Origin of the sequence: Brakhagea slesvicensis (assembly GCF_052161625.1) — a bacterium.
Classification (GTDB): Bacteria; Planctomycetota; Planctomycetia; order Pirellulales; family Pirellulaceae; genus JBKCUI01.
The window spans coordinates 4,083,667-4,102,423 of the sequence record NZ_CP197412.1 but is presented as its reverse complement, the minus strand read 5'-3'; the positions used below and the strand labels follow the sequence as shown (position 1 = coordinate 4,102,423).

Annotated in this window: 14 protein-coding genes; 5 read left to right on the top strand and 9 right to left on the bottom strand. The window is 54.9% G+C overall.

Annotated features, from left to right (window positions below; genetic code table 11):
• Positions 1-10 precede the first annotated feature (10 nt).
• From SH467x_RS15510 to SH467x_RS15500, 3 genes are read right to left on the bottom strand one after another with little or no spacing between them, the layout of a single operon-like run.
• On the bottom strand, positions 11-2,311 hold the full coding sequence (locus SH467x_RS15510; protein WP_482368016.1) for an efflux RND transporter permease subunit: 2,301 nt from the start codon (positions 2,309-2,311) through the stop codon (positions 11-13).
• Positions 2,312-2,316: 5 nt separating this feature from the next.
• Positions 2,317-2,949, bottom strand: a complete 633-nt coding sequence (locus SH467x_RS15505) for an HAD family hydrolase (protein ID WP_482368015.1) — start codon at positions 2,947-2,949, stop codon at positions 2,317-2,319.
• Positions 2,946-4,973, bottom strand: a complete 2,028-nt coding sequence (locus SH467x_RS15500) for a sigma 54-interacting transcriptional regulator (RefSeq protein ID WP_482368014.1) — start codon at positions 4,971-4,973, stop codon at positions 2,946-2,948. Before SH467x_RS15500 ends, SH467x_RS15505 begins: the two co-directional genes overlap by 4 nt.
• A 211-nt stretch (positions 4,974-5,184) precedes the next feature.
• Between SH467x_RS15500 and SH467x_RS15495 the strand changes: the two genes are divergently transcribed.
• Positions 5,185-6,597, top strand: a complete 1,413-nt coding sequence (locus SH467x_RS15495) for a DUF1598 domain-containing protein (RefSeq protein ID WP_482368013.1) — start codon at positions 5,185-5,187, stop codon at positions 6,595-6,597.
• 65 nt (positions 6,598-6,662) lie between these two features.
• Here the strand turns inward: SH467x_RS15495 and SH467x_RS15490 are convergent, their stop codons facing one another.
• From SH467x_RS15490 to SH467x_RS15480, 3 genes are all read right to left on the bottom strand, one after another.
• A complete protein-coding gene (locus SH467x_RS15490) occupies positions 6,663-8,141 on the bottom strand; it encodes a hypothetical protein (protein WP_482368012.1) in 1,479 nt (492 codons plus the stop codon).
• A 39-nt stretch (positions 8,142-8,180) separates the two neighbouring features.
• Positions 8,181-8,984, bottom strand: coding sequence for a hypothetical protein (locus SH467x_RS15485; protein WP_482368011.1), 804 nt, complete (start codon positions 8,982-8,984; stop codon positions 8,181-8,183).
• Positions 8,985-9,079: 95 nt separating this feature from the next.
• Positions 9,080-10,273 (bottom strand): hypothetical protein, encoded by a 1,194-nt coding sequence (locus SH467x_RS15480; RefSeq protein ID WP_482368010.1) that lies wholly within the window; start codon positions 10,271-10,273, stop codon positions 9,080-9,082.
• 212 nt (positions 10,274-10,485) lie between these two features.
• Here SH467x_RS15480 and SH467x_RS15475 point away from each other — a divergent pair, with 212 nt between their 5' ends.
• Positions 10,486-11,421 carry a hypothetical protein gene (locus SH467x_RS15475; protein ID WP_482368009.1) on the top strand — a complete coding sequence of 312 codons (936 nt, stop codon included), beginning with the start codon at positions 10,486-10,488 and terminating at the stop codon, positions 11,419-11,421.
• On the opposite strand, the gene SH467x_RS15470 is transcribed toward SH467x_RS15475, so the two are convergent.
• A complete protein-coding gene (locus SH467x_RS15470; RefSeq protein WP_482368008.1) occupies positions 11,403-12,080 on the bottom strand; it encodes a DedA family protein in 678 nt (225 codons plus the stop codon). The two genes, SH467x_RS15475 and SH467x_RS15470, sit on opposite strands and share 19 nt — an antisense overlap.
• A 254-nt stretch (positions 12,081-12,334) precedes the next feature.
• Here SH467x_RS15470 and SH467x_RS15465 point away from each other — a divergent pair, with 254 nt between their 5' ends.
• From SH467x_RS15465 to SH467x_RS15455, 3 genes are read left to right on the top strand one after another with little or no spacing between them, the layout of a single operon-like run.
• Positions 12,335-13,171 (top strand): 3-keto-disaccharide hydrolase, encoded by an 837-nt coding sequence (locus tag SH467x_RS15465; RefSeq protein ID WP_482368007.1) that lies wholly within the window; start codon positions 12,335-12,337, stop codon positions 13,169-13,171.
• A gap of 45 nt (positions 13,172-13,216) precedes the next feature.
• Positions 13,217-16,141: a hypothetical protein gene (locus tag SH467x_RS15460; RefSeq protein WP_482368006.1), complete on the top strand. Its 2,925-nt coding sequence runs from the start codon at positions 13,217-13,219 to the stop codon at positions 16,139-16,141.
• A 1-nt stretch (position 16,142) separates the two neighbouring features.
• The gene (locus SH467x_RS15455) at positions 16,143-17,711 is read left to right on the top strand and encodes a serine/threonine-protein kinase (protein WP_482368005.1); all 1,569 of its coding nucleotides are present in this window, start codon (positions 16,143-16,145) and stop codon (positions 17,709-17,711) included.
• Between the two features lie 93 nt (positions 17,712-17,804).
• Here SH467x_RS15455 and SH467x_RS15450 read toward each other — a convergent pair whose 3' ends face one another.
• Both SH467x_RS15450 and SH467x_RS15445 read right to left on the bottom strand, forming a co-directional pair.
• Positions 17,805-18,227, bottom strand: coding sequence for a hypothetical protein (locus SH467x_RS15450; protein WP_482368004.1), 423 nt, complete (start codon positions 18,225-18,227; stop codon positions 17,805-17,807).
• Between the two features lie 85 nt (positions 18,228-18,312).
• The gene (locus SH467x_RS15445; protein ID WP_482368003.1) at positions 18,313-18,645 is read right to left on the bottom strand and encodes a hypothetical protein; all 333 of its coding nucleotides are present in this window, start codon (positions 18,643-18,645) and stop codon (positions 18,313-18,315) included.
• Positions 18,646-18,757: the final 112 nt, after the last annotated feature.

The window sequence follows — 18,757 nt, the reverse complement described above, 5'->3', positions numbered from 1 at the left end:
ATGTACTTTATCACAAGATCCTACGAACGGATTGCAACAGGGCAGGCAATAGGACCAGATTGCCGATCATTCCTCCTAACATCGTGCACGCCGCCGTGGTTCCGAAAACGACAGTCGGTAAAAAGTCACTCATCACCAATGCACCGAATCCCATCATCAGTGCAAAGGTTGAGAACAAGACCGATAGACCGATCTCCGACTGAGCGGCCTTCAATGCCTCGTCGAAGCTCCCTATGTTCTTCCGTTCGCGACTGAAACGAGTTAGATAATGGATCGACGAATCGACGCTCAACCCCATCGAAACAGCCGCGATCATCGCAGCCCCTAAATTGACTTGTGTCCCTGTCCAGCCAAACCATCCGAGAATACAAAGGCTCGGAATCGCGTTCGGAATCAAGGCTACCGTCGCAAACACGATGCTGCGCATGGCCAACGCAATCGCGAACCAGATCCCGACAGACGCGATCGCGAAGCAAATCCATTGATCGGAAACAACGCTTCGCACAAGTTCAGCCAGGAGAACGTAGTAACCAGAAACAAAGGGTTGCACCCCGGTTTTCGTTCGATACGAATCGGTCGCCGATCGAACCGCTTGAATCAAACTCTCTTTCCCCGTGGCATCGGTCTGCTCTCGCGCACGAAGCAAGATTCGCAAATGGCGTTGGTCGCTATTCCCATCGTCTCTGGATTCGGCAAGCAAGCTGTCAAAGAAGCTACCCATCGCTGGACGCATCCCAATCAATCGCCCCTCGAAACCTATGGGGCCCAACCAAGCGTTTCGGCGGACAATGTCGTCGGCATCGACCAAGCTCATCACGCTGGTCAAAGCAAGCGGTCCGTCTTTTGTCTCGATCTCAATCGAACGCAGTTCGCTTTCAAGCTCCCGGATGGTTTGCAAATCCTCCTCCCGCGCAGGCTTGGGGAAGGGAACAATAACATCCCACACTCCGGCCCCTCCCAATTCGTCTTCGACGGCTCGGTACGCGATCGCGATCGGTGCGTCGCTTCGAAAGTTCTTGATGAAATCCGTTTCCACTTGGATTCGCAAACTTCCCAGCAATGCCAAAACGGTGATAACCGAGGAAGCCAGCATCAGGTGGTGCGGGAAACGACAAACCCAGCTTTGGACATGCAATAAAACCGGTTTGAGCCAATCCTCTTCCAGCCAGGGCAATCCCTGCATGGCGGGTGAAAGGAACACACGCTCCTGAAAACGGTCTGGCAGAAGCGGGAGCAATGCCAACCCCGGAATGCATAGGACGATACCGACCAAGACGACCAAGGATGCGAGGGCCATCATCCAGCCGTAGTCTTGCACAGGTCCGACGTTGGAAAACGTAAGCGATGCGAAGCCAATCGCGTCGGTAATGCACGCCCAAGCGATCGGACCTCGAAGCGAAATAAAGGAACGCTGCAACGCTTCTTCAGGACTCGCACCCGAGCGGCACAATCGTTGGAAGGCCAACATCCAATGCATGGCTGTCGCCACAGCAATCACGGTGACGATGGAGGCCAACATCGACGAGACCATGGTCAATTCCCAATCAAGGAGAACAAGCAAGGCTCGGGTGACCACCAATGACCATTGCACCACGACAATTGTGATGAGGGCCCATCGCAACGATCGAAAGCCAAGCGTCAAAAGCACGACCAACGTACCACCGACGTAAATACTCAGTCGCCTCCCATCCTCCTCGATCGCATCAAATCCCTCCTCAAGCATCACCCGCTTCCCCACCAACAGCGGCTTCTGGTTCGACTCCAAATCGACGGATCGGAGCGCTGTGAGAACATCGCGATACCCCCCGGGTAAACTGCTCTCCTTTAAAATACAAGCGACGGCGACAAGATTTGAATCGGCGGCATGCGTTTGCCCTTCAAAGAGCCTTTTCAGATCCTTCGCAATTTCGTTGTCTTCATCCAGCAACGAACGCTTGCTCGTCTTCGAACCACTGAGTGCACCCAAGAAACCCGATGCGCTGGGTTGAAGACTTGAGAGCATCCCATCCAATTTGGATAGATCGAGCGCCGAGTCGACTCCTGGAATGGCTTCGACGCGTTTTCGTATGCGTTGCAGTCGATCCAATCCGCTACCGTCATCGGTCCATAGGTCTGGATCGCGGTAAGCAAATACGATCAATTCGGAGACACCGAAGATTCGTTCGAGATTCTCGAATGCCGTGCGCGTCGGTGCGTCATCGGGAAACATCTTTTCCAGCGAGCGATCCAATCGAAGCTCGTTCGATGCAGGAAGGGCCACCATGAATGCGACGGCCGCGATACAGAGCCCCAACCACCGGAAATGGATCATATCAACTAGGCAACCGGAATTCTCTTAGCGGTGTAGAACGAGCGGATATCGATACAGGGCATACCGGCGCGCCGCGCGGCCTCGACCCCTAGATCGGCATCTTCAAAGACCAAACATTGTTCCGGCGCAACCCCCATACGACGAGCAGCTTCGAGAAAGACGTCAGGCTCAGGCTTATGCCGCGTTGTATCTTCGGCCGTGACGATCGCGTCGAACCAATCGAGACAATCAATGATTTCCAACTGCCGAGTAATGATCTTGCGGAAACCGCCGCTCGCGACCGAGATCGGCTTAACACCTCGATGCGCCCGAGCAATATCGAGCACCGAGTCGATAGGCTCCAGGAGATGCAATCGCTCCAAAAAGGCTTGTTCCTTTTCGATCGCTGCGTGCTGGGCGTCGACCTCGACCGACTGCTCTGCGGCTAGCATCTCGATGATGCGATGGCTTGGCATCCCCCCTAACGCGTAAAAGCGATCCTCAGGGAGACGAAGCCCATAACGGAGCATGGTTTGATGCCAAGCCAAAAAGTGGAGAGGCATGGAGTCCACAAGCGTTCCGTCGCAGTCGAAGATCAGCCCGCCAGCCGATTCCACCAAAGGAAGAAACTGTGTGGGAAAACCGGAGGACTGGATCATGGGGTATCGCTCTTTTGTCGTTTGATTTTTCGGTCAAGGGTAGATCGTTCGATCCCGAGAATAGCCGCAGCTCTGTTCTTTTGTCCACCCGTGTATTCGAGAGTCGCGGCGATATGCTCCATCTCGATTTCCTCCAACGTCCGCTCCTGGTACCCTGCCGGTTGATTTGCGGCAGATTGACCTCCCAACGCAGGAATTCCCGGGATTTGAAGATGGGAAAGCGCTAAATCCTCCGGATCGGCCAAGACCCCATTGCACAGCACGAACGCTCGCTCCACGGCATTGCGAAGCTCGCGGACGTTTCCTGGCCAATGATAGGCTCGCATCGCCGCTCGAGCTCTGTCGCTAAAGCCCTCCGGACCATGCCCGCTCTTCGATCGGAACTGAGCGAGAAAATGTTCGGCAATTGGCAGGATATCGTCGGGACGCTCTCGAAGGGAAGGGATCCTGAGTTCGATCACTCGCAGCCGGAAGTAGAGATCGGATCGGAACGAGCCATCCGCGACCGCTTTCTCAAGGTCCTTGTTCGTCGCCGCGACAACCCGAACATCCACCTGGATCGGTTTGCTACCACCAACTCGCTCAAAAGGCTTCCCCTCCAGCACGCGCAGAAACTTCGCTTGGATCTCCAAACTCATTTCGCCAAGCTCGTCGAGCATCAGCGTGCCTTGATGTGCCTGTTCGAACTTCCCTAGCTTGCGCTCGGTTGCACCGGTGAAAGCTCCTTTCTCATGGCCGAACAGTTCGCTTTCCAGCAAAGTCGGAGTGAGTGCCGCGCAATTGATCGCAACAAACGGCCCCGCTGCCCGATGGCTTGCATCGTGAATGCTGCGGGCTACAAGCTCCTTGCCCGATCCGCTTTCTCCTCGTAGCAAGACCGTTGCGGAGGTAGGACCGACCCTCGCAACCTGCTCCCGCAATCGATCCATCGCGTGCGAGGAACTGACCCATTCCTCGGAATGACCCAACTGCTGTTCCAACTCGTTGATCCGGTTTCGCGAAGTCTTCAGTTTGCTTTCAAGCTGCAACTGCTTCTGAATGTTGGCGAAAAATGTCCCCACGACATCTGCGATCGCGAGCGCGACTTCGAGGTGCTCCGGCGCCAAATCAGGCTCCCCGACACGGCTATAGAGGTGCACGAACCCGACGCACTCCGACCCTTCGCGGATTGGGGCAAGGATCGCGCTGGACGTCGCGTGGACTTGGCTGTTTGCCATCGGGGTGCTTTGCGAAACGCCACCTGCCAATTCACTGTCGTGAATATTGCGAGCCAGTAGCGCATTCCCTTCGCGAAGAACGCTCGCAGCGAGAGAATCGGAAACGGGATGATATGCCTTTCCAGAACGTTGGACAGCCGCTAGGACTTTCCGTTCCGCGACGCCCGTTTCGGAGGATTCGATTTTGAGAATGCCGGCCGACTGGCATTGGGTTTCATCCAGCAGCCGTTCCAAAGCGCGCTCGCACCCGCGGAAGAGGTTGTTTTCCCGAGCCAATTCAAAGGCCAACTGAAGGAGCGCAATGGCGGGGGCAATCGGTGCCGCCAAGCTAGCCATCGGCTCCCCGACGCGATCCTTTCGGATGACTTGCTGAAAGGCTTCTGGGTCCAAGATGGCAGACTTCGATTGACGATGAATGATTCGCGAGACTTCGATCCCACCCTCCCGCGTCGATTCTGGCCCAGCCCCCTCGACCTCCAACGGAGGAGCGACCTCCTCTAGACTATTCGTAAATGTCATCTTGCAGGATGCAACGGCGATCGTGCTACCAGGCATCAGCAGCTGAGATTGCTCGATTTTCCGACCGTCGACCAAGGTCCCGTTCCTCGATCCCAGATCCCGCACGTACCATCCATTGTCAAAGAATATCTCGGCATGCCGGCGGCTGGAGCGATCGTCCGCCACGGGAATCTCGTTGGAGGAAGCCCGACCAACGATGAGCGGGCGACCAGGTTCCAAGCGAAAAACGTCGGTCCATCTCGATCCTTGCCGAATAATGAGGTAAGCGGAACTATTGTTTTGTTGCATCGCGAATGGCTTGAAATTACCCTAGAAAACGTCCGTGCGGTCGCCGCTTGTCCGGAAAGAGAGACTGTTCCCGATTTTTCCAGCAGTTATGGTGGAAAGTCAAAGGCGGACGATCCACAATAAGATACAGTTTGATCGCCCTGAGCGTTCGCCCAACATCTAGTTTCTCATTCGACTTATTTTTGCAAGCCAATTGATTGGAGTTCCGACTATGGGTTTTCGAAGTTTGTGCGCAACTTCCCTGGGCGCTCTTGCTAGCCTCCCGGTGGCCAAGCGTTCGATTCCCTTCGCCATCGCAGCCGGATTGGCCTTCTCCTCGACTCCGATCTTCGCCCAGAACTTCAACAACAACGGATTCTTCGGACGCGCCGTCGGGGGGGTTCGAATCGATGCAGATGGCGTCATGCGCACCATCACCGAAGAGGACGCTACCAACGCTCTCGAGCAAACCCGAGCCGATTTGGTTGGTCCGACCGGCGAATTGCAACAGTCGGTCGACTTGCGATTGATTTCTCTCCAAGGAATCCGCAACGCGGTCCAGGAAAGTATCGCAACGGGAAAGGCCTTGCCTGAGGAAGTCATGTTCCTGGGTGGTCTCACTCGCGTGGAAAAGATCTTCGTTTATCCAGAGCGAAACGACATTGTTCTAGCCGGCCCCGCCGAGCCTTGGTCCGTCGGTCCAAATGGAGCCATCGTCGGCGCAAAGTCCGGAAAGCCAACTGTTCATCTCGATGACTTGCTGAACGCGTTCAAGACAGTAGAGTCGGCGCGACAAACCGGTATCTCGGTCTCGATCGAACCGACCAAGGAAGGGAGCGCACGGCTCACCCAATTGCTCTCCCAAAATCGAATCAATGCCTCCCAAGTCAATTGGCAGTCCCTCGAGGCAGCCATGCGACAAGCCTTCGGACCTCAGCAAGTCAAGTTGGAAGGGGTCGCTCCCGACAGCCACATGGCTCGCGTCATCCTCGCAGCCGATTACAAAATGAAGCTGTACGGTATGAACCTCGTGAAGGCTCCTGTTTCGGGCCTCCCTAGCTATTTGGAAATGGTCAGCAATTCGGCTAGCAAAAATCTCCAATCCCGCTGGTGGATGGCTTGCGATTACAGCTCGATCGAGCACAGCAAAGACAAATTGGCTTGGCAACTGACCGGCAACGGAATCAAGACCCTTACCGAAGTCGAGCAAATCTCTTCCGACGGCACCCGCGTCGCGAAGGGCAAGGCCGATCCAATTGCCAAAAAGTGGGCCGATCTTTTCACCTCGAAACTCGACGAGTTGGCAGTGAAGGAACCGGTCTTCGGCGAGCTTCGCAATGTGATGGACCTATGCGTCGTCGCAGCGATCATCGAATCCCAAGGTTTGGAGGACATCGCGGGATGCGACCTTTCAAGCTTGCTCGGTGAGAAGGCATCCGTACAGCTCAACAAAGTGGAGTTCCCAACGTCGCTCGATCCGCAATGCAGCTTTGTTCGGACCGCCCAAGGATTCTTGGTGTCTGCCAGCGGCGGCGTGATGGTCGATTCCTGGAACGTCGTCGCCAGCGTCAGCAAAGAGAACGAACAGCTCAGTACAGTCGACTCAGGCAAGATCTGGAAGAACGATCAACGCATTTGGCAATAGTTCTCTCAAACCCTTTAGAATTAGTCGATTCACACAAACCGGAGCCCTGTAGGCTCCGGTTTGATTCACCGCACCTTGCAGTCGAATCGAACGAGCCCGCCATCGCCGGGTTTGATCCCTTCAGTGATTTCCCATCGGAGAACCTCCGACCCAACCGAGTTAGGCGTGGCGGTGAACGTTCCCTTCAAACTCGACTTGTCCGAGCCGGGAATGAACTCCAAACGGGGCGTTAACGAGTCCGTTATCACCAGATTCGACAAGGGCTGTTCCCCTACGTTGTCGAATCGAATGGTGAAGGAGATGACGTCGCCGGGATTGGCCATTTGCTCGGATGCGACTTTGCAAAGTCGAATGCGGGCCCCTTTGTACTCGTAAAGAACAAGATCCTGGGCTCGCTTCGCCGAGGATGTTTCCGTCGCTTCAACACCATCGACAAGCACGTTGATTTCCTCGACGGTTGCCCAAGCTTGAGCGGCCGTCGTACCAACCGCGAGCTTCGCCAAATCGGTGTTCTTCAAATCCCCAGAACGGAATAAGGCAAGATCTGCATACGGTGCCAGGACTTCGCTGATCTCTAACATCGGAAGAACCATTTCCGCTGGAACTGGCCCTCGTCGATCGCGAACCGACTCGACCACATGCACGCGATCTTGCGCAACAGAGCGGGTGGGTTGCATCACATCGCGAGAAGGAAGCTTCTCGACAAATTGACCAGGGCCATACGGCTGGTCGGTCGTTCGAAGTCGCTGCGCGACGTCGCTCTGGGCAATAGAAGTCTTTTTGCGGACGCTGGCAAAGCGAGGCGCATAGATCGCAACGCGGCAACCACTTTCCACCAACGTGCGACCGTCGGCGGTGTCGTACTGAATGACCGTGTCCTCCGGATCGAGTCCGGTCAGACTATTGTCTTTGCGAACGCGTACCAGCGGCTCGTGATCGCCGCCATCGAACAAGTACTCCTGAGGGTCGGACTGCCGAGGAACCGCATAGGCTTGGGGCTCGCACGCATCCCATTGGCCGCCATCAAGCTGCGGGTACAGCGGACGATACGCACCACCAGCGTGATTGCAGCATTGGCAGCTACCTCCCGCGTGACCTGCGTTTCCATAACCAGCGGGTGCACCATAGACAGGAGGCGCACCATAGACGGGAGGTGCGTATCCGCCGGAATGCGGCACCGTCACCATCGATTCTCTCGGAACACTGAAGGCCTGACCACTGCTTGCCTGACCACCGCTTGCCTGACCACTGGGCTCGGTATGTTGGACCAATTGGACATCATTCGTGCCGACGGTAGCACTTGGGGACTGGGGTACTCGGGCAGTGCTGGCTGACGATGGTGTGACGAATGGAGAGGGTGCAGTTTGTTGTTTTGTTGCAGCAGACTGCGCCAGGGGAGTTTGGGCATAACTCTGCTGACGAGCTTGTCTACTCTCTTGACTCAAGAACGACGGTTGAATGGATTGGCAACCAACGGCTGGAATCGTCGCGGTGAGCAAACATCCCCATCGCATCCAAACCGAGTGTAGCATCGTGTGTTTCATGACCGTGGTGCAGTGTTGGTTTTGGTGGGTGGGAAAGATCTAACGGCGATCGCTGATAGAACCGCTGTTGGCAGTCGCGGGCCATTTGCCTTGATCAATCAGCATTTGTTTATCCGGGATCGGCTTCAACGTTACCCAAGCCGGACAACCGTAGAGGAACGCGTCCCAGTCCTGGCCTTCTGAAACGTTAGGGACACGCGAGCCGATGCGAAGGATAGCGACAGGACGTCCCATCCGGTCTGCGGTTTGCAATGCATCCTGCGAGGGGCGAAGGTCGAGAACGCGTTGAGGATTGCCTGCCGTATCCACGGGATCTGCGATTTGATTGTCTTCCAGGTAGATCACTTTCATGATCATCTCACCACGCATCGCATCGACGAGGTCATCTTCGTCGAGTTCGATGGGGATAGGGAACCGATGCTCTCGTTCAGCGGGTGGGTGAATGCGGTCAATGATTTCGAGCGTGGGGTAGAGAGCCGTCTCCTCTTCGAATGGAAGTCCCGTCAGACGCATTCGGTAGGGATATCCGACCATCACGGCCAAGCGAGCTTGAGAAAGGTCATCCGAGAATTGACCTGCATCCGCCATGCTGACGCGCATACCGGCAGGGCCTTTGATTTCAATCGCCTGCCAAACTCCGCGTAACTCGGGCTTCCTCGCCAGCTGGATCGCGCCTACTTCCCCTGGAGGCATCGTGTCGCGCAGAAGCGGATGCGTGTTCTTGGGGAGTCGCGACATAAGGTCTTGAGCTTGTACGCCACCCGCGATCACTGCCAACATGCAAAGGGTGAGGGCAGTGAGCCAGGTGACGAGCAGCGTTGGAAACGAAACTCGTTGGAACATCGGGTTGACCAGTGCCGTTGGAAGAGAGATGCGGAGAGTCGTTAAAAAAGCTGGCCCATCGAGATGGGCCAGCTCCGTTGTCCTATCGATTCGCACTAGCGAACTTGACCAGGTGGGCAGTATTCGCCAGCGGGACCCGCTGGTTGGCTGCTGAACTGATTCGGAGCTACCACGCGGCTTGCGTTGTAGAAGCCAGGAGCGCCCGTTGGAAATCCAGGATGGATGTTCTGCTCTTTGATGTGAGCCTTGCTAGGTGGCTGGGGATAGCTGTAGCCCGGTTGATGTCGGACCGAGATATCGAGCTTCTTGGTCGGTTCGGGAATGTTCATGTGCGTACGGTTGCGCATCACGTGCTGCTGCAAACCTGCAGGATGTCCCAATGGAATGTGAGGAGGTCCAGCCAAACCAATTGGAGTGCCGGTATAGGGCATACCATATTGAGGCGCTGTCACACCCGCGACCATGTTCGGAGGATTGTGTTGAGGACCGATGGGCATTCCATCCGGTCCGCAAACCATGCCATCGGGTCCCATCATTCCTCCTGGTCCCATCATTCCACCGGCGTAAGGAAGCGCCGCACCGCCAGCACCTGCTAGCTCAACGTCTTTATTTCCAAGCCGGATGATGGCGAGGATCGAGCCGCGTCGGTCTGCTTCGACGATGGGATCCAAGCCCGGTTCCAATCGATTGCTCACAAGCGTATCGATACCCGAGATCGCTTCCCCTTGGAATTCAGGGTCTGGGAGGTAGATGACCTTCGTCACGAAGTTGCTCGAGAGAGCTTGGTCCAAGTCGTCTTCGGTGAACTGGATGGCCAACGCGTTGTGGGCGAGGTAAGCAGCGGTTCGGTAGCTCGCCAATCCAAGTTCGATCGTTGGATAGAGCTCGACCCCTTCTCGACCGGCGATGTTGGTCAGCTTCAAGCGGTAGATGCCCCCTTGGGCGAACTCGACACGACCTGGAACAACCAACGGATCGCTGCCGAAGGTCCCATCACCGACGACATCGTAAAGGATGTTCATCGATTGAGGCTGATTGAAAAGAATTTGGATCGTGGGTGCGACGGCCGGAGCTCCATACCCAGGGACCGGAATGGTCTCAGGCATAAGAACGCCGGGGCCAGGGCCTCCAACCATCGGGCCGGGCTCTGCCAAACGGGAGGCGGGTGGCATGTTGTGGCGTTTTCCGAGGTCGCCAGCTTTTGCAGTCGGAACAGCCAATTGGGAGAGCAAGCAGGGAGTGCCCAAGCCCAACACAGCCATGAGTTGTAATCGTTTACGCATTTTCATTCGAAATACCCCTGGAATTTGGTGGGTCAAGCCGGCTCGCCGTAGGGTCTATGAGACCGACGTTTTCAACCTGGACAGTACGCCAGCGATCAACCTACAATCCGCTCCGCGCGTCCCTATCGCTATGTTCGGCACAGCCGAACTGGTTTCTTTGATAAAACCGATACAACTTGCCCATGCGGCTCGCGAATCTGTTCGCTAGCAAACCCAATATGCCATTCCAACCTCGGATCCTTCAGCTCACCATCCTCTGCTTCGGAGCGATCGGCAGCTGCCTAGGTTCCGGAATGGGTCACCTGGATGCCCAGGACTCGTCTCCCATCGCAGCTCCACTGGTAGCTTCGAATAGCAAATCACCTCGCGTCACGACGGACCCGAACATCTTGGTCTACAACGCCGTGCAGCAAGCCGTGTTTGGCCCACCGCTTTCGGCCAAGGTATATCAACAGAGCTTGGCCTATGGCCAACAGGTGATCCTGAGCGGGGAATACAAATCTTTCGGTAGCGGGACAGGGCAATTCCGCTACACGGCTCGGCTCTCCTCTGGGGAAACTACCCTCGATTCGATCCAAGTATCCGACGGTCGATTGATGTACACCCAGATCGACAAGCAGCCGCCGCGAATCGTCAATGTCGAGAAGATTCGAGAGAAACTCACACCCAAACTGCATCAACTGCAACAGTCCCCAGAAGTCGTGCTCCATCTCGCCGTTGGTGGGCACGCGGAGTTGCTTCGCAATTTGTATCAGCGATACCATTGGTACGAGGTCGCAGAAGGGACCATCAGCGGAGTCGATGTATGGCAGTTGGTTGGACAGTTGCGAACCGAACCACCTCGCATTGCGGGCACCGCGCGAATCGATCGCGAGAATTTGGCGGTCCAGCCGCAGAACGAAGGACTTCCGACAGCCGTACGATTAACGCTCGGTCGATCCTCGGCGTTCCCGTACTTCCCTTACTCGGTCGTCTACTTCCGAGTGAAGAAGGACAAAGAGGGGAAACCGCAAGGCCATGTGCCGGTGAGCGTCATCAAGTACAATGACCCCACCTCCAATGTCACGTTTCAAGAGTCCGACTTTATTTATCGTCCCGATGCTTCCACGGACAAGACGATTTGGGAAACCGAACTTTACGACCCTGCAACTTGATCGCTTGTCACCCCTTGCAGGCGTTTCTTTTCCCGGCGATGCATCCACCATTCCAATGCGATCGGAACGACGCTCACTGCAATGATCCCCAGAGTGACGAGGAAGAAGTTCTTTTGAATGAGTTCGATCCTGCCAAGAAAATAACCTGCAAGTAAAAAAATGGCGACCCACGCAACCGCCCCGACGACGTTGTAAATCCAAAAGCGAAAGAAATTCATCTTTCCAATGCCAGCCACAAAGGGGGCGAAGGTCCGGACAATGGGAACGAACCTGGCCAGAACGATTGTCTTGGCACCATAACGACTATAAAACGCTTGAGCGCGAGTCAGATGCGCTTTGTTCAACCACCAAGAGCGTTCGCTTGTAAAGACGCGAGGCCCGATCCAAGCCCCGAGCCAGTAGTTCAGAGCATCACCGAGGATCGCAGCGATGATCAACAACGGTGCCATCGTGTAGATGGAAAGTTTGGCATCGTCAATGGCACATAATGCCCCGAGGGCGAAGAGCAGAGAGTCCCCAGGAAGAAACGGCATGACGACCAAACCGGTTTCGCAAAAAACCACGGCAAACATGATTGCATAGAGCCAACCAGGGCCGATCGTCCCAATGAGCTCGTTCAAATGCTTATCGAGATGCAAAATCCAGTCGACTAGTTCCATCGCGATTTCCAAGTGAATTGAGCCCTTTTGATGGGATAGGTCGGATGAAGGAGCCGGTCGCGCGCCAGCGCGACGATGGGTTCGTTATCAGCCTCGGAAGACTAGCCCCGAAGAAATGTCGAGTACAATAGACGGAACCAGATTGTGGCGGCCAGATACGATTTTGATCAGTCCAATTCGTAAAATCGCTACGATCGCTATACTTGCTACTCTCACTCTGCTGCCTCCCAACTCCCTTACCCAGCCGATTCCCCATGCGACGATCCTTTTTGAAAAACCTGGCATTCGCCAGTGCAATGGCCGCTGCCATCTCCTTTTGTTCATGGGGAGAGGCACAGGATGGGGAATCGAAGACGTCCGCGAATCAGGGAGAATGGATTCCTCTGTTCAATGGCAAGGACCTTACGGGCTGGACTCCGAAGATCCGATATCACGATCTCGGCGAAAACTTTGCTAACACCTTTCGCGTTGAGAATGGTGTCCTCAAAGTCGGGTACGAAGGTTACAGCGAGTTCAACGAAACCTTCGGGCATCTCTTTTACAAGGACGTATTCTCAAACTACATCTTGAGAATCGAATATCGATTCGTAGGGGAGCAAGTTCGCGGGGGGCCAGGTTGGGCAATTCGAAACAGCGGCGTGATGCTGCATGGTGAACGTCCGGAAACGATGGCGAAGGACCAAGATTTTCCAGCTTCGATCGAAGTCCAGTTCTTGGGCGGGGACGGCAAGAATCCTCGTTCAACATGCAATCTATGCACCCCCGGAACCAACGTGGTGATGAACGACAAACTAATTCTCAATCACTGCACCAATTCCAAATCAAAGACGTTTCACGGAGACCAATGGGTAACCGCCGAAATCGAAGTTCGCGGGAATGAAGTGGTCCGACATAAAGTGAACGGAGAGCTCGTTCTGGAATACGAAAAGGCCCAACTGGACGATCGCGATGCACACGCCAAAGAGTTGGCTGAGAAAGCGGGTACCAAGATGCTTTCATCGGGCACCATTTCTCTGCAATCCGAAAGCCACCCCATCGAATTCCGGAAGGTCGAGCTATTGAATTTGGAAAAATCGAATTCGGGCAAATAATCCATCCGAAGTTCTTCTTTCATCACACCAACATCAAAGTCGTGGATGTCTCCCATTCAGCGTTCCGTCATCGTCGTTCCAAGCTATGCCATCGAAGACCTGCCAACCGGCGTTGGGCATGAAACGGCGGCCGATTTCCTGGCAGCTTGGACAGTCGGGTGGGACCCGAGACTTTTAGTCGCGTTGAACACCCTCCCTGAATGGAAGCGTTCCGACTCGAGCTCCTTGGAACTGGAGTCTTCGCTTGTTCTCGTTCCGAATTGGAGTCGCGATAAGGTTGATCAGCCGCAGCGTGAGCGGTTGACGCTGGGCAAGTGCCTTACCGTTGACAGCAATGGTCAAAACCGTTCGGACTTGTTCGAAACAATCGCCAGAGGGCTAGCGAGCGAAAATATCGAGGTGCCCAGCGCAACCCCTCTGTGCTTGGGTGATTTTTATGCGCTGGGATACGCGGTCCTGCAGATTCAAGTCATGGCGAGGAAACTGCGGTACTCTTGGAACTTGGATTGGCTCGCGTTTTCCGAGCAAGTTCTCTCGGCAGCCAAAGCGGCCTTGGCAGGGGACACCGAGGAAACCGAGCGTTGGATCCAAGCCAGCTTCGATACGGTTTCGCAGGAGCGCGATCGCTATTGTTCGCAACAAATCCATCTCCTCGAAGTTGTATTGCTCGCCGAGTCGACTTTAGGCGAGGCTTTTTCGAAACAACTCAGTGCACCTCAATCGATGGGGCTGCTGGCCAATGGAGCTTTGCTTCGGAAGCTATACGATGAGAAGCCCGAAACATGGAATCGCCTTCGCGCAAGGCTTTACGCGGGCGAATGGGAGCTGATTGGTGGCTTCGAGTCCGATTTGCAGTCAAGTTTCTCCAGCCATTGGGGGATCGACCAAGCTTTCGAGCATGGTGCAGAATCCTATCGAGCCTTGGGAATTGACTCGCCCAAAGTGTTCAGCCAATTTGCACCGGGCTGGAGTAGTTTGTACCCCGATCTACTCCTCAGCCATGGCTATCGAGGCGCCCTCATTCATGCATGGTCAGGTGGCATCGTCCCTGAGAAGGATTCGGCGAAAATTCGATGGCAAGCCCATTCGGAGGGAGACGCGATCGATGCTGTGCTGGGGCATGTGGTCGATGCCTCCAACGCGGAAACTTTCCTACACTTCACATCCCACCTATCTAAACAGCTCGACTATCACCATGTCCCCACTTTGATCCTGGCCCATTGGCCCGATCAAGTAGCGGAAGCCTATACGGACCTGGCTGCTGTCATGAAACGATCCCCAGCACTGGGGTCATTGGATCGTATCGAAAAATACTTTTCATCAACGAATCAGCCCTACAGTTCCGACACGTTTCCGAATCGCCAATTCCGAATTCCTTTGACGGGGGATGCGTCTCAGTTGGCAGCCCAACAACGGGAACATCTCGAAACCTATGGTCGCATGATCCGAACGTCCCGTCTTCGATCTCTCGCATGGCTTTGGCAAAATGTTGCACCCAAGTTTATCACAATAGAATTTGCCCAAGAGATTCGTGCTTTAGAGAAGAAGGCACATCGCTGCATCCATGATGCGGCTTCGGCGCAACCACCTGTTTTGCATTCTACAGACGAACTGGATGCTGATTTTTTGGATGCAAAGAGTCGATTGTTGGAAACGATTGCAGGGGCTGGGGTAGCGACGACCGAATCCGGATCGCCGAATGGTTACTTGATCGTCAACAACAGCAGTCACGCTCGGCGCGTCTTCTTGGATAATATTCCTGGAGAAATCGATTCCGCCTCATCGACGCGAATCGTCGGAACTGTCACGCAGGGCAATCGAAGCCATTTGGTCGCGGATCTTCCTCCCTTCGGATTCATCAAAGTGCGTGCTGCCGGGTTGGATGCGAAGCCGGGTCCTGTACGACCAGTCCTTTCCAGACCTAGTGTTCTCAGCAAACTCACAGGGAAGCGGCCTGGTATCGCCGATTCAGACTGGACCCTCGCCAACGAGTATCTCGAAGTGCAGATCGATCCTAAGAAAGGGCATTTGCGCTCGGTCTTCGTCCCCAACAAACGGGGGAGTCGAATGAGTGGGATGGCTTCGATCGTTTTGGGAGAGCAGTGTGCGGGCAAGAAATGGCAGGAAAGTGACTTCTTACCCCGCGACAAGCCCGAGATGCGGGTGGTTGAGAACTCCAGTGTTCGAGGGGTTATCGAGACGGCGGGAACAACGATCGTGCCCGGAATGGGTCCTGTGAAACTGACGACGCGCTACACATTGTGGAAGGGTGCGCGATGGATCGATATCGACGTCGAGTGCGATGCCCACCACGATCATCGCTTTCAGTGCGTATGGCGAACCGCTTGGGCGAATGAATCGGCGACTCTTTCCGCTTGGCAGCAAGGAACAAAAGGAAAACTTCCCGCTCCCATGCAGGCGACGGTAGAGCTGGTGGAGATCGATGACATTGAGAACAAAATCTACTTGGCTGCTGGAGGCTTGTCGACGCATCAGCGATTCGACCACCGCTATCTGGTGACTCCTTTGCCCCACGAGGGTACTCGGTGTGCGCGGTTTGCATTGCGATTGGGAATGGACTGGCCACGTCCGCTAGAAACCGCCCAAGATGGAATCGATCCAGCCTACTGGACGGCCGTTCGGTTGACCTCCGAAGGAGTCGACTCGGGAGCTTGGTTGTCGCAAAGCAATCTCCCCAATGTGGTAATCGAAGGGGATGATCCTCGGGACGGAACAATGTGGGTCGACCAAGATGCTCCGCGAGAATCGTTCGATTCGCTGTTCTGGGTGCGAGAAACGCGAGGAAAACGAGCGACTACCAAGTTGAGTTTCTTGAAAAACGCCGAGGAAGCTTGGCGAATCGACGCACACCATCGACAATCGACTAGACTGGATGTGGAAGACGGCCAGGTTCTCATCAATCTTCGACCTTCGGAGCAATGTCGAATCGCCGTGCGTTGGAGCCGCTAGTATGATCAATCACTCATCCCCAGAATTGACCAACAAGACAGTTGCCGGCTACGCGATCCTGCATCGGCTAGGTGTCGGTGGGATGTCCGAAGTGTACCTGGCATTTCAGCAATCTCTGCATCGACACGTCGCATTGAAAGTCATGCGATCCGATTACGTCGGTTCGCAAGACCACGAGCAGCGTTTCCTCCAAGAAGCGCGAGCGGTCGCATCGTTGATGCATCCGAATATCGTCCAAGTCTACGATGTCGGGAAGTTTGATTCTATTCACTATATTGCCCAGGAATACGTGCCTGGTAGCAATCTCCACGCCTATATTCAGAGACGCGGTGCGCTCCCCTTGGCAGAAGCGATCTCCATCCTCTGGCAAGCCACTGCGGCCCTGCAAAAGGCGTCATCCATCGGACTTGTCCACCGCGACATCAAACCCGATAACTTGCTTCTCACCCCGGACGGTGAAGTCAAGATTGCCGACTTTGGATTGGCGAGGGCCCGTGGTCAATCGCAGAACTTGACCGCCGTCGGTGTTGCGCTCGGAACACCCCTTTATATGAGCCCGGAGCAGATCCAAGGTTTGGCCGTCGATTCTCGTAGCGACCTGTACTCCCTTGGAGCGACAGCGTATCACATGCTCTCCGGGCGCCCTCCCTTCTCCGGAGAAACCCCCTTGGCCCTGGCCATGCAGCACGTGCAAGCGACTCCTGTATCGCTGAAACAATTGCGCCCCGATTTGCCGGACTCTCTCGTCGATATTGTTCATAAGCTTCTGAACAAGAGCCCAGAAGAGCGCTTTGCCACCGCAGCGGAATTGAGCAGGTCGTTGCGAGGCGTGATCGATGAAGTCATGGGTGGCAGTATCGATAAAATGATCCCCTTCACGGGCCTAGTCATCGAGCATCAACGTCTGAGCAATCTGGCAGTCACGCAGCAATTGCAACAGCTCGCGACCGAGCAAAATAAGAATCTGGGCAAACGTGACAAGCGATCTTGGGTGGCACCCCTCCTGCGTGCAGCGGCTTGTTTAACCATCGGTCTTGCAACGATGGGCATCGTCTACGGAGTCACCTATCGCGATCTTTTCGGCGGCCCGGTCACGGGAGTGGGAGTCCCTCGCCAAGATACTATCGAGAAGCAATTTGCTTTCGCCATTCTCGAAAACGACCTTCGCCATTGGAATGCAATCTCAGAATACTACCCGCCCAAAGACGCGGTAAGCCGGAACTATTACCTCAAAGCCGAGCTCCAAATAGCAAGGCTGCACATCGAGGCTTCCAATTACGAAGAGGCCCGAGATTCCTTGCGAAAGGTGCTCACCTCGGGGTTTCCAGATACCGACAAAGTCATTGCGGCCATTGCGAACATCGAAATGGGATGGATCGAACGCCGTGATAATCCCGAAAATGCGTTCGCAGAGGCTTTCTTTCAAAAGGCCGAAACGCTCCTGAGCGAATTGAGCGACCAACCGGACAAGAGGCAGCTCATCCTCGGGTCACTACCCCGGGCCATACGCGTAGCGTGGGATCAACGCGAAATGACCAAGCAAACAACGGAAGCGGCCGCCGGCTCGTAAGCGAGAATGTTCGTAAGTAAGATTGGCTCCAAGAGACACCATCTCAGCCGATACGGAATGGCCAGATGCTTGCCCGCTATCGCGTCTTACCCGCTATCGCGTCTTGGTCGCGCTCTCAATCAATAGAAAATTCTCACCGTTGAATTCGGTGACACGGGCGCTGTTGACCAACCAAACCACCTTGCGGTCTTCGTTTTTCTGCGAGTCCAGGATCCGTTGGAGCCAAAGGTTTTCCAAGCACTTCATCGATCGGTTCGCACCCTCTTCGGTGAACAAAATGCGATCGCCCGATTGCCGAAATCGACCTCGCAACTGAGTCAATGGTGTGTCCTCACGGAGGAGCGAGTCTTTATCTTCGCCAGTGCGATTCTCCAACGGATTAGTCCCAATCTCGCTTCCCCAGGTTGCGACCGACCCCGCACTTTCCGACCGCCAATTGGATGCGCCTGCGATCACCCCTGCACTGAGCAAAACCCAAAGTGCGGGGGATCGGACGGTTCGCCATCGATTTCTCATGATGAGGAAATCCTTTTCCAGAGAAGGCCGACAAGGAAGAGAAGACGAGTAGCGTGGATTCGGGGCGTATCCGAAAGATTTCGCTTTACGAACGCTTTGGGAGGACCATTGCATGCAAAGCCATGACACCGCCCGCTGTAAGAAGAACAAAACCGACCCAATTCGGCGGCTTGATCGATTTCTTGGGAGTACCCATCTCCATGTACATGTTGGTCGCGACATTGCTGTCTGCGATCTTCGACTGCTGCGCAATTTTGTGCAATGTGCGCGTACTGCTCTCGTTGAGGATAAATGAATCTACAAGCCGAAATTGGAGCCCTAACAGAAATAGGATCACTCCGAACATGAAGTAGCGGTTGCGGTCGATGTCCATAGAACCCGATTCTCGTGAGAGACAATGGTACAGTTCTTGGTCCATCGGACGTTCAACGCAAAGGCTTCAATCGCCGTCCGAAATACCGCGCACGCAGTTTAGGTAAGACGGGAAAGAGAGGGAGGTTTGAACAGGAATCTTGGCAAGATTTGCTGAT

Excerpts from the sequence above, each read along its gene's own strand:
- SH467x_RS15510 (WP_482368016.1), bottom strand. The coding sequence starts at position 2,311 with ATGATCCATTTCCGGTGGTTGGGGCTCTGTATCGCGGCCGTCGCATTC.
- SH467x_RS15505 (WP_482368015.1), bottom strand. The coding sequence starts at position 2,949 with ATGATCCAGTCCTCCGGTTTTCCCACACAGTTTCTTCCTTTGGTGGAA.
- SH467x_RS15500 (WP_482368014.1), bottom strand. The coding sequence starts at position 4,973 with ATGCAACAAAACAATAGTTCCGCTTACCTCATTATTCGGCAAGGATCG.
- SH467x_RS15495 (WP_482368013.1), top strand. The coding sequence starts at position 5,185 with ATGGGTTTTCGAAGTTTGTGCGCAACTTCCCTGGGCGCTCTTGCTAGC.
- SH467x_RS15490 (WP_482368012.1), bottom strand. The coding sequence starts at position 8,141 with ATGAAACACACGATGCTACACTCGGTTTGGATGCGATGGGGATGTTTG.
- SH467x_RS15485 (WP_482368011.1), bottom strand. The coding sequence starts at position 8,984 with ATGTTCCAACGAGTTTCGTTTCCAACGCTGCTCGTCACCTGGCTCACT.
- SH467x_RS15480 (WP_482368010.1), bottom strand. The coding sequence starts at position 10,273 with ATGAAAATGCGTAAACGATTACAACTCATGGCTGTGTTGGGCTTGGGC.
- SH467x_RS15475 (WP_482368009.1), top strand. The coding sequence starts at position 10,486 with ATGCCATTCCAACCTCGGATCCTTCAGCTCACCATCCTCTGCTTCGGA.
- SH467x_RS15470 (WP_482368008.1), bottom strand. The coding sequence starts at position 12,080 with ATGGAACTAGTCGACTGGATTTTGCATCTCGATAAGCATTTGAACGAG.
- SH467x_RS15465 (WP_482368007.1), top strand. The coding sequence starts at position 12,335 with ATGCGACGATCCTTTTTGAAAAACCTGGCATTCGCCAGTGCAATGGCC.
- SH467x_RS15460 (WP_482368006.1), top strand. The coding sequence starts at position 13,217 with ATGTCTCCCATTCAGCGTTCCGTCATCGTCGTTCCAAGCTATGCCATC.
- SH467x_RS15455 (WP_482368005.1), top strand. The coding sequence starts at position 16,143 with ATGATCAATCACTCATCCCCAGAATTGACCAACAAGACAGTTGCCGGC.
- SH467x_RS15450 (WP_482368004.1), bottom strand. The coding sequence starts at position 18,227 with ATGAGAAATCGATGGCGAACCGTCCGATCCCCCGCACTTTGGGTTTTG.
- SH467x_RS15445 (WP_482368003.1), bottom strand. The coding sequence starts at position 18,645 with ATGGACCAAGAACTGTACCATTGTCTCTCACGAGAATCGGGTTCTATG.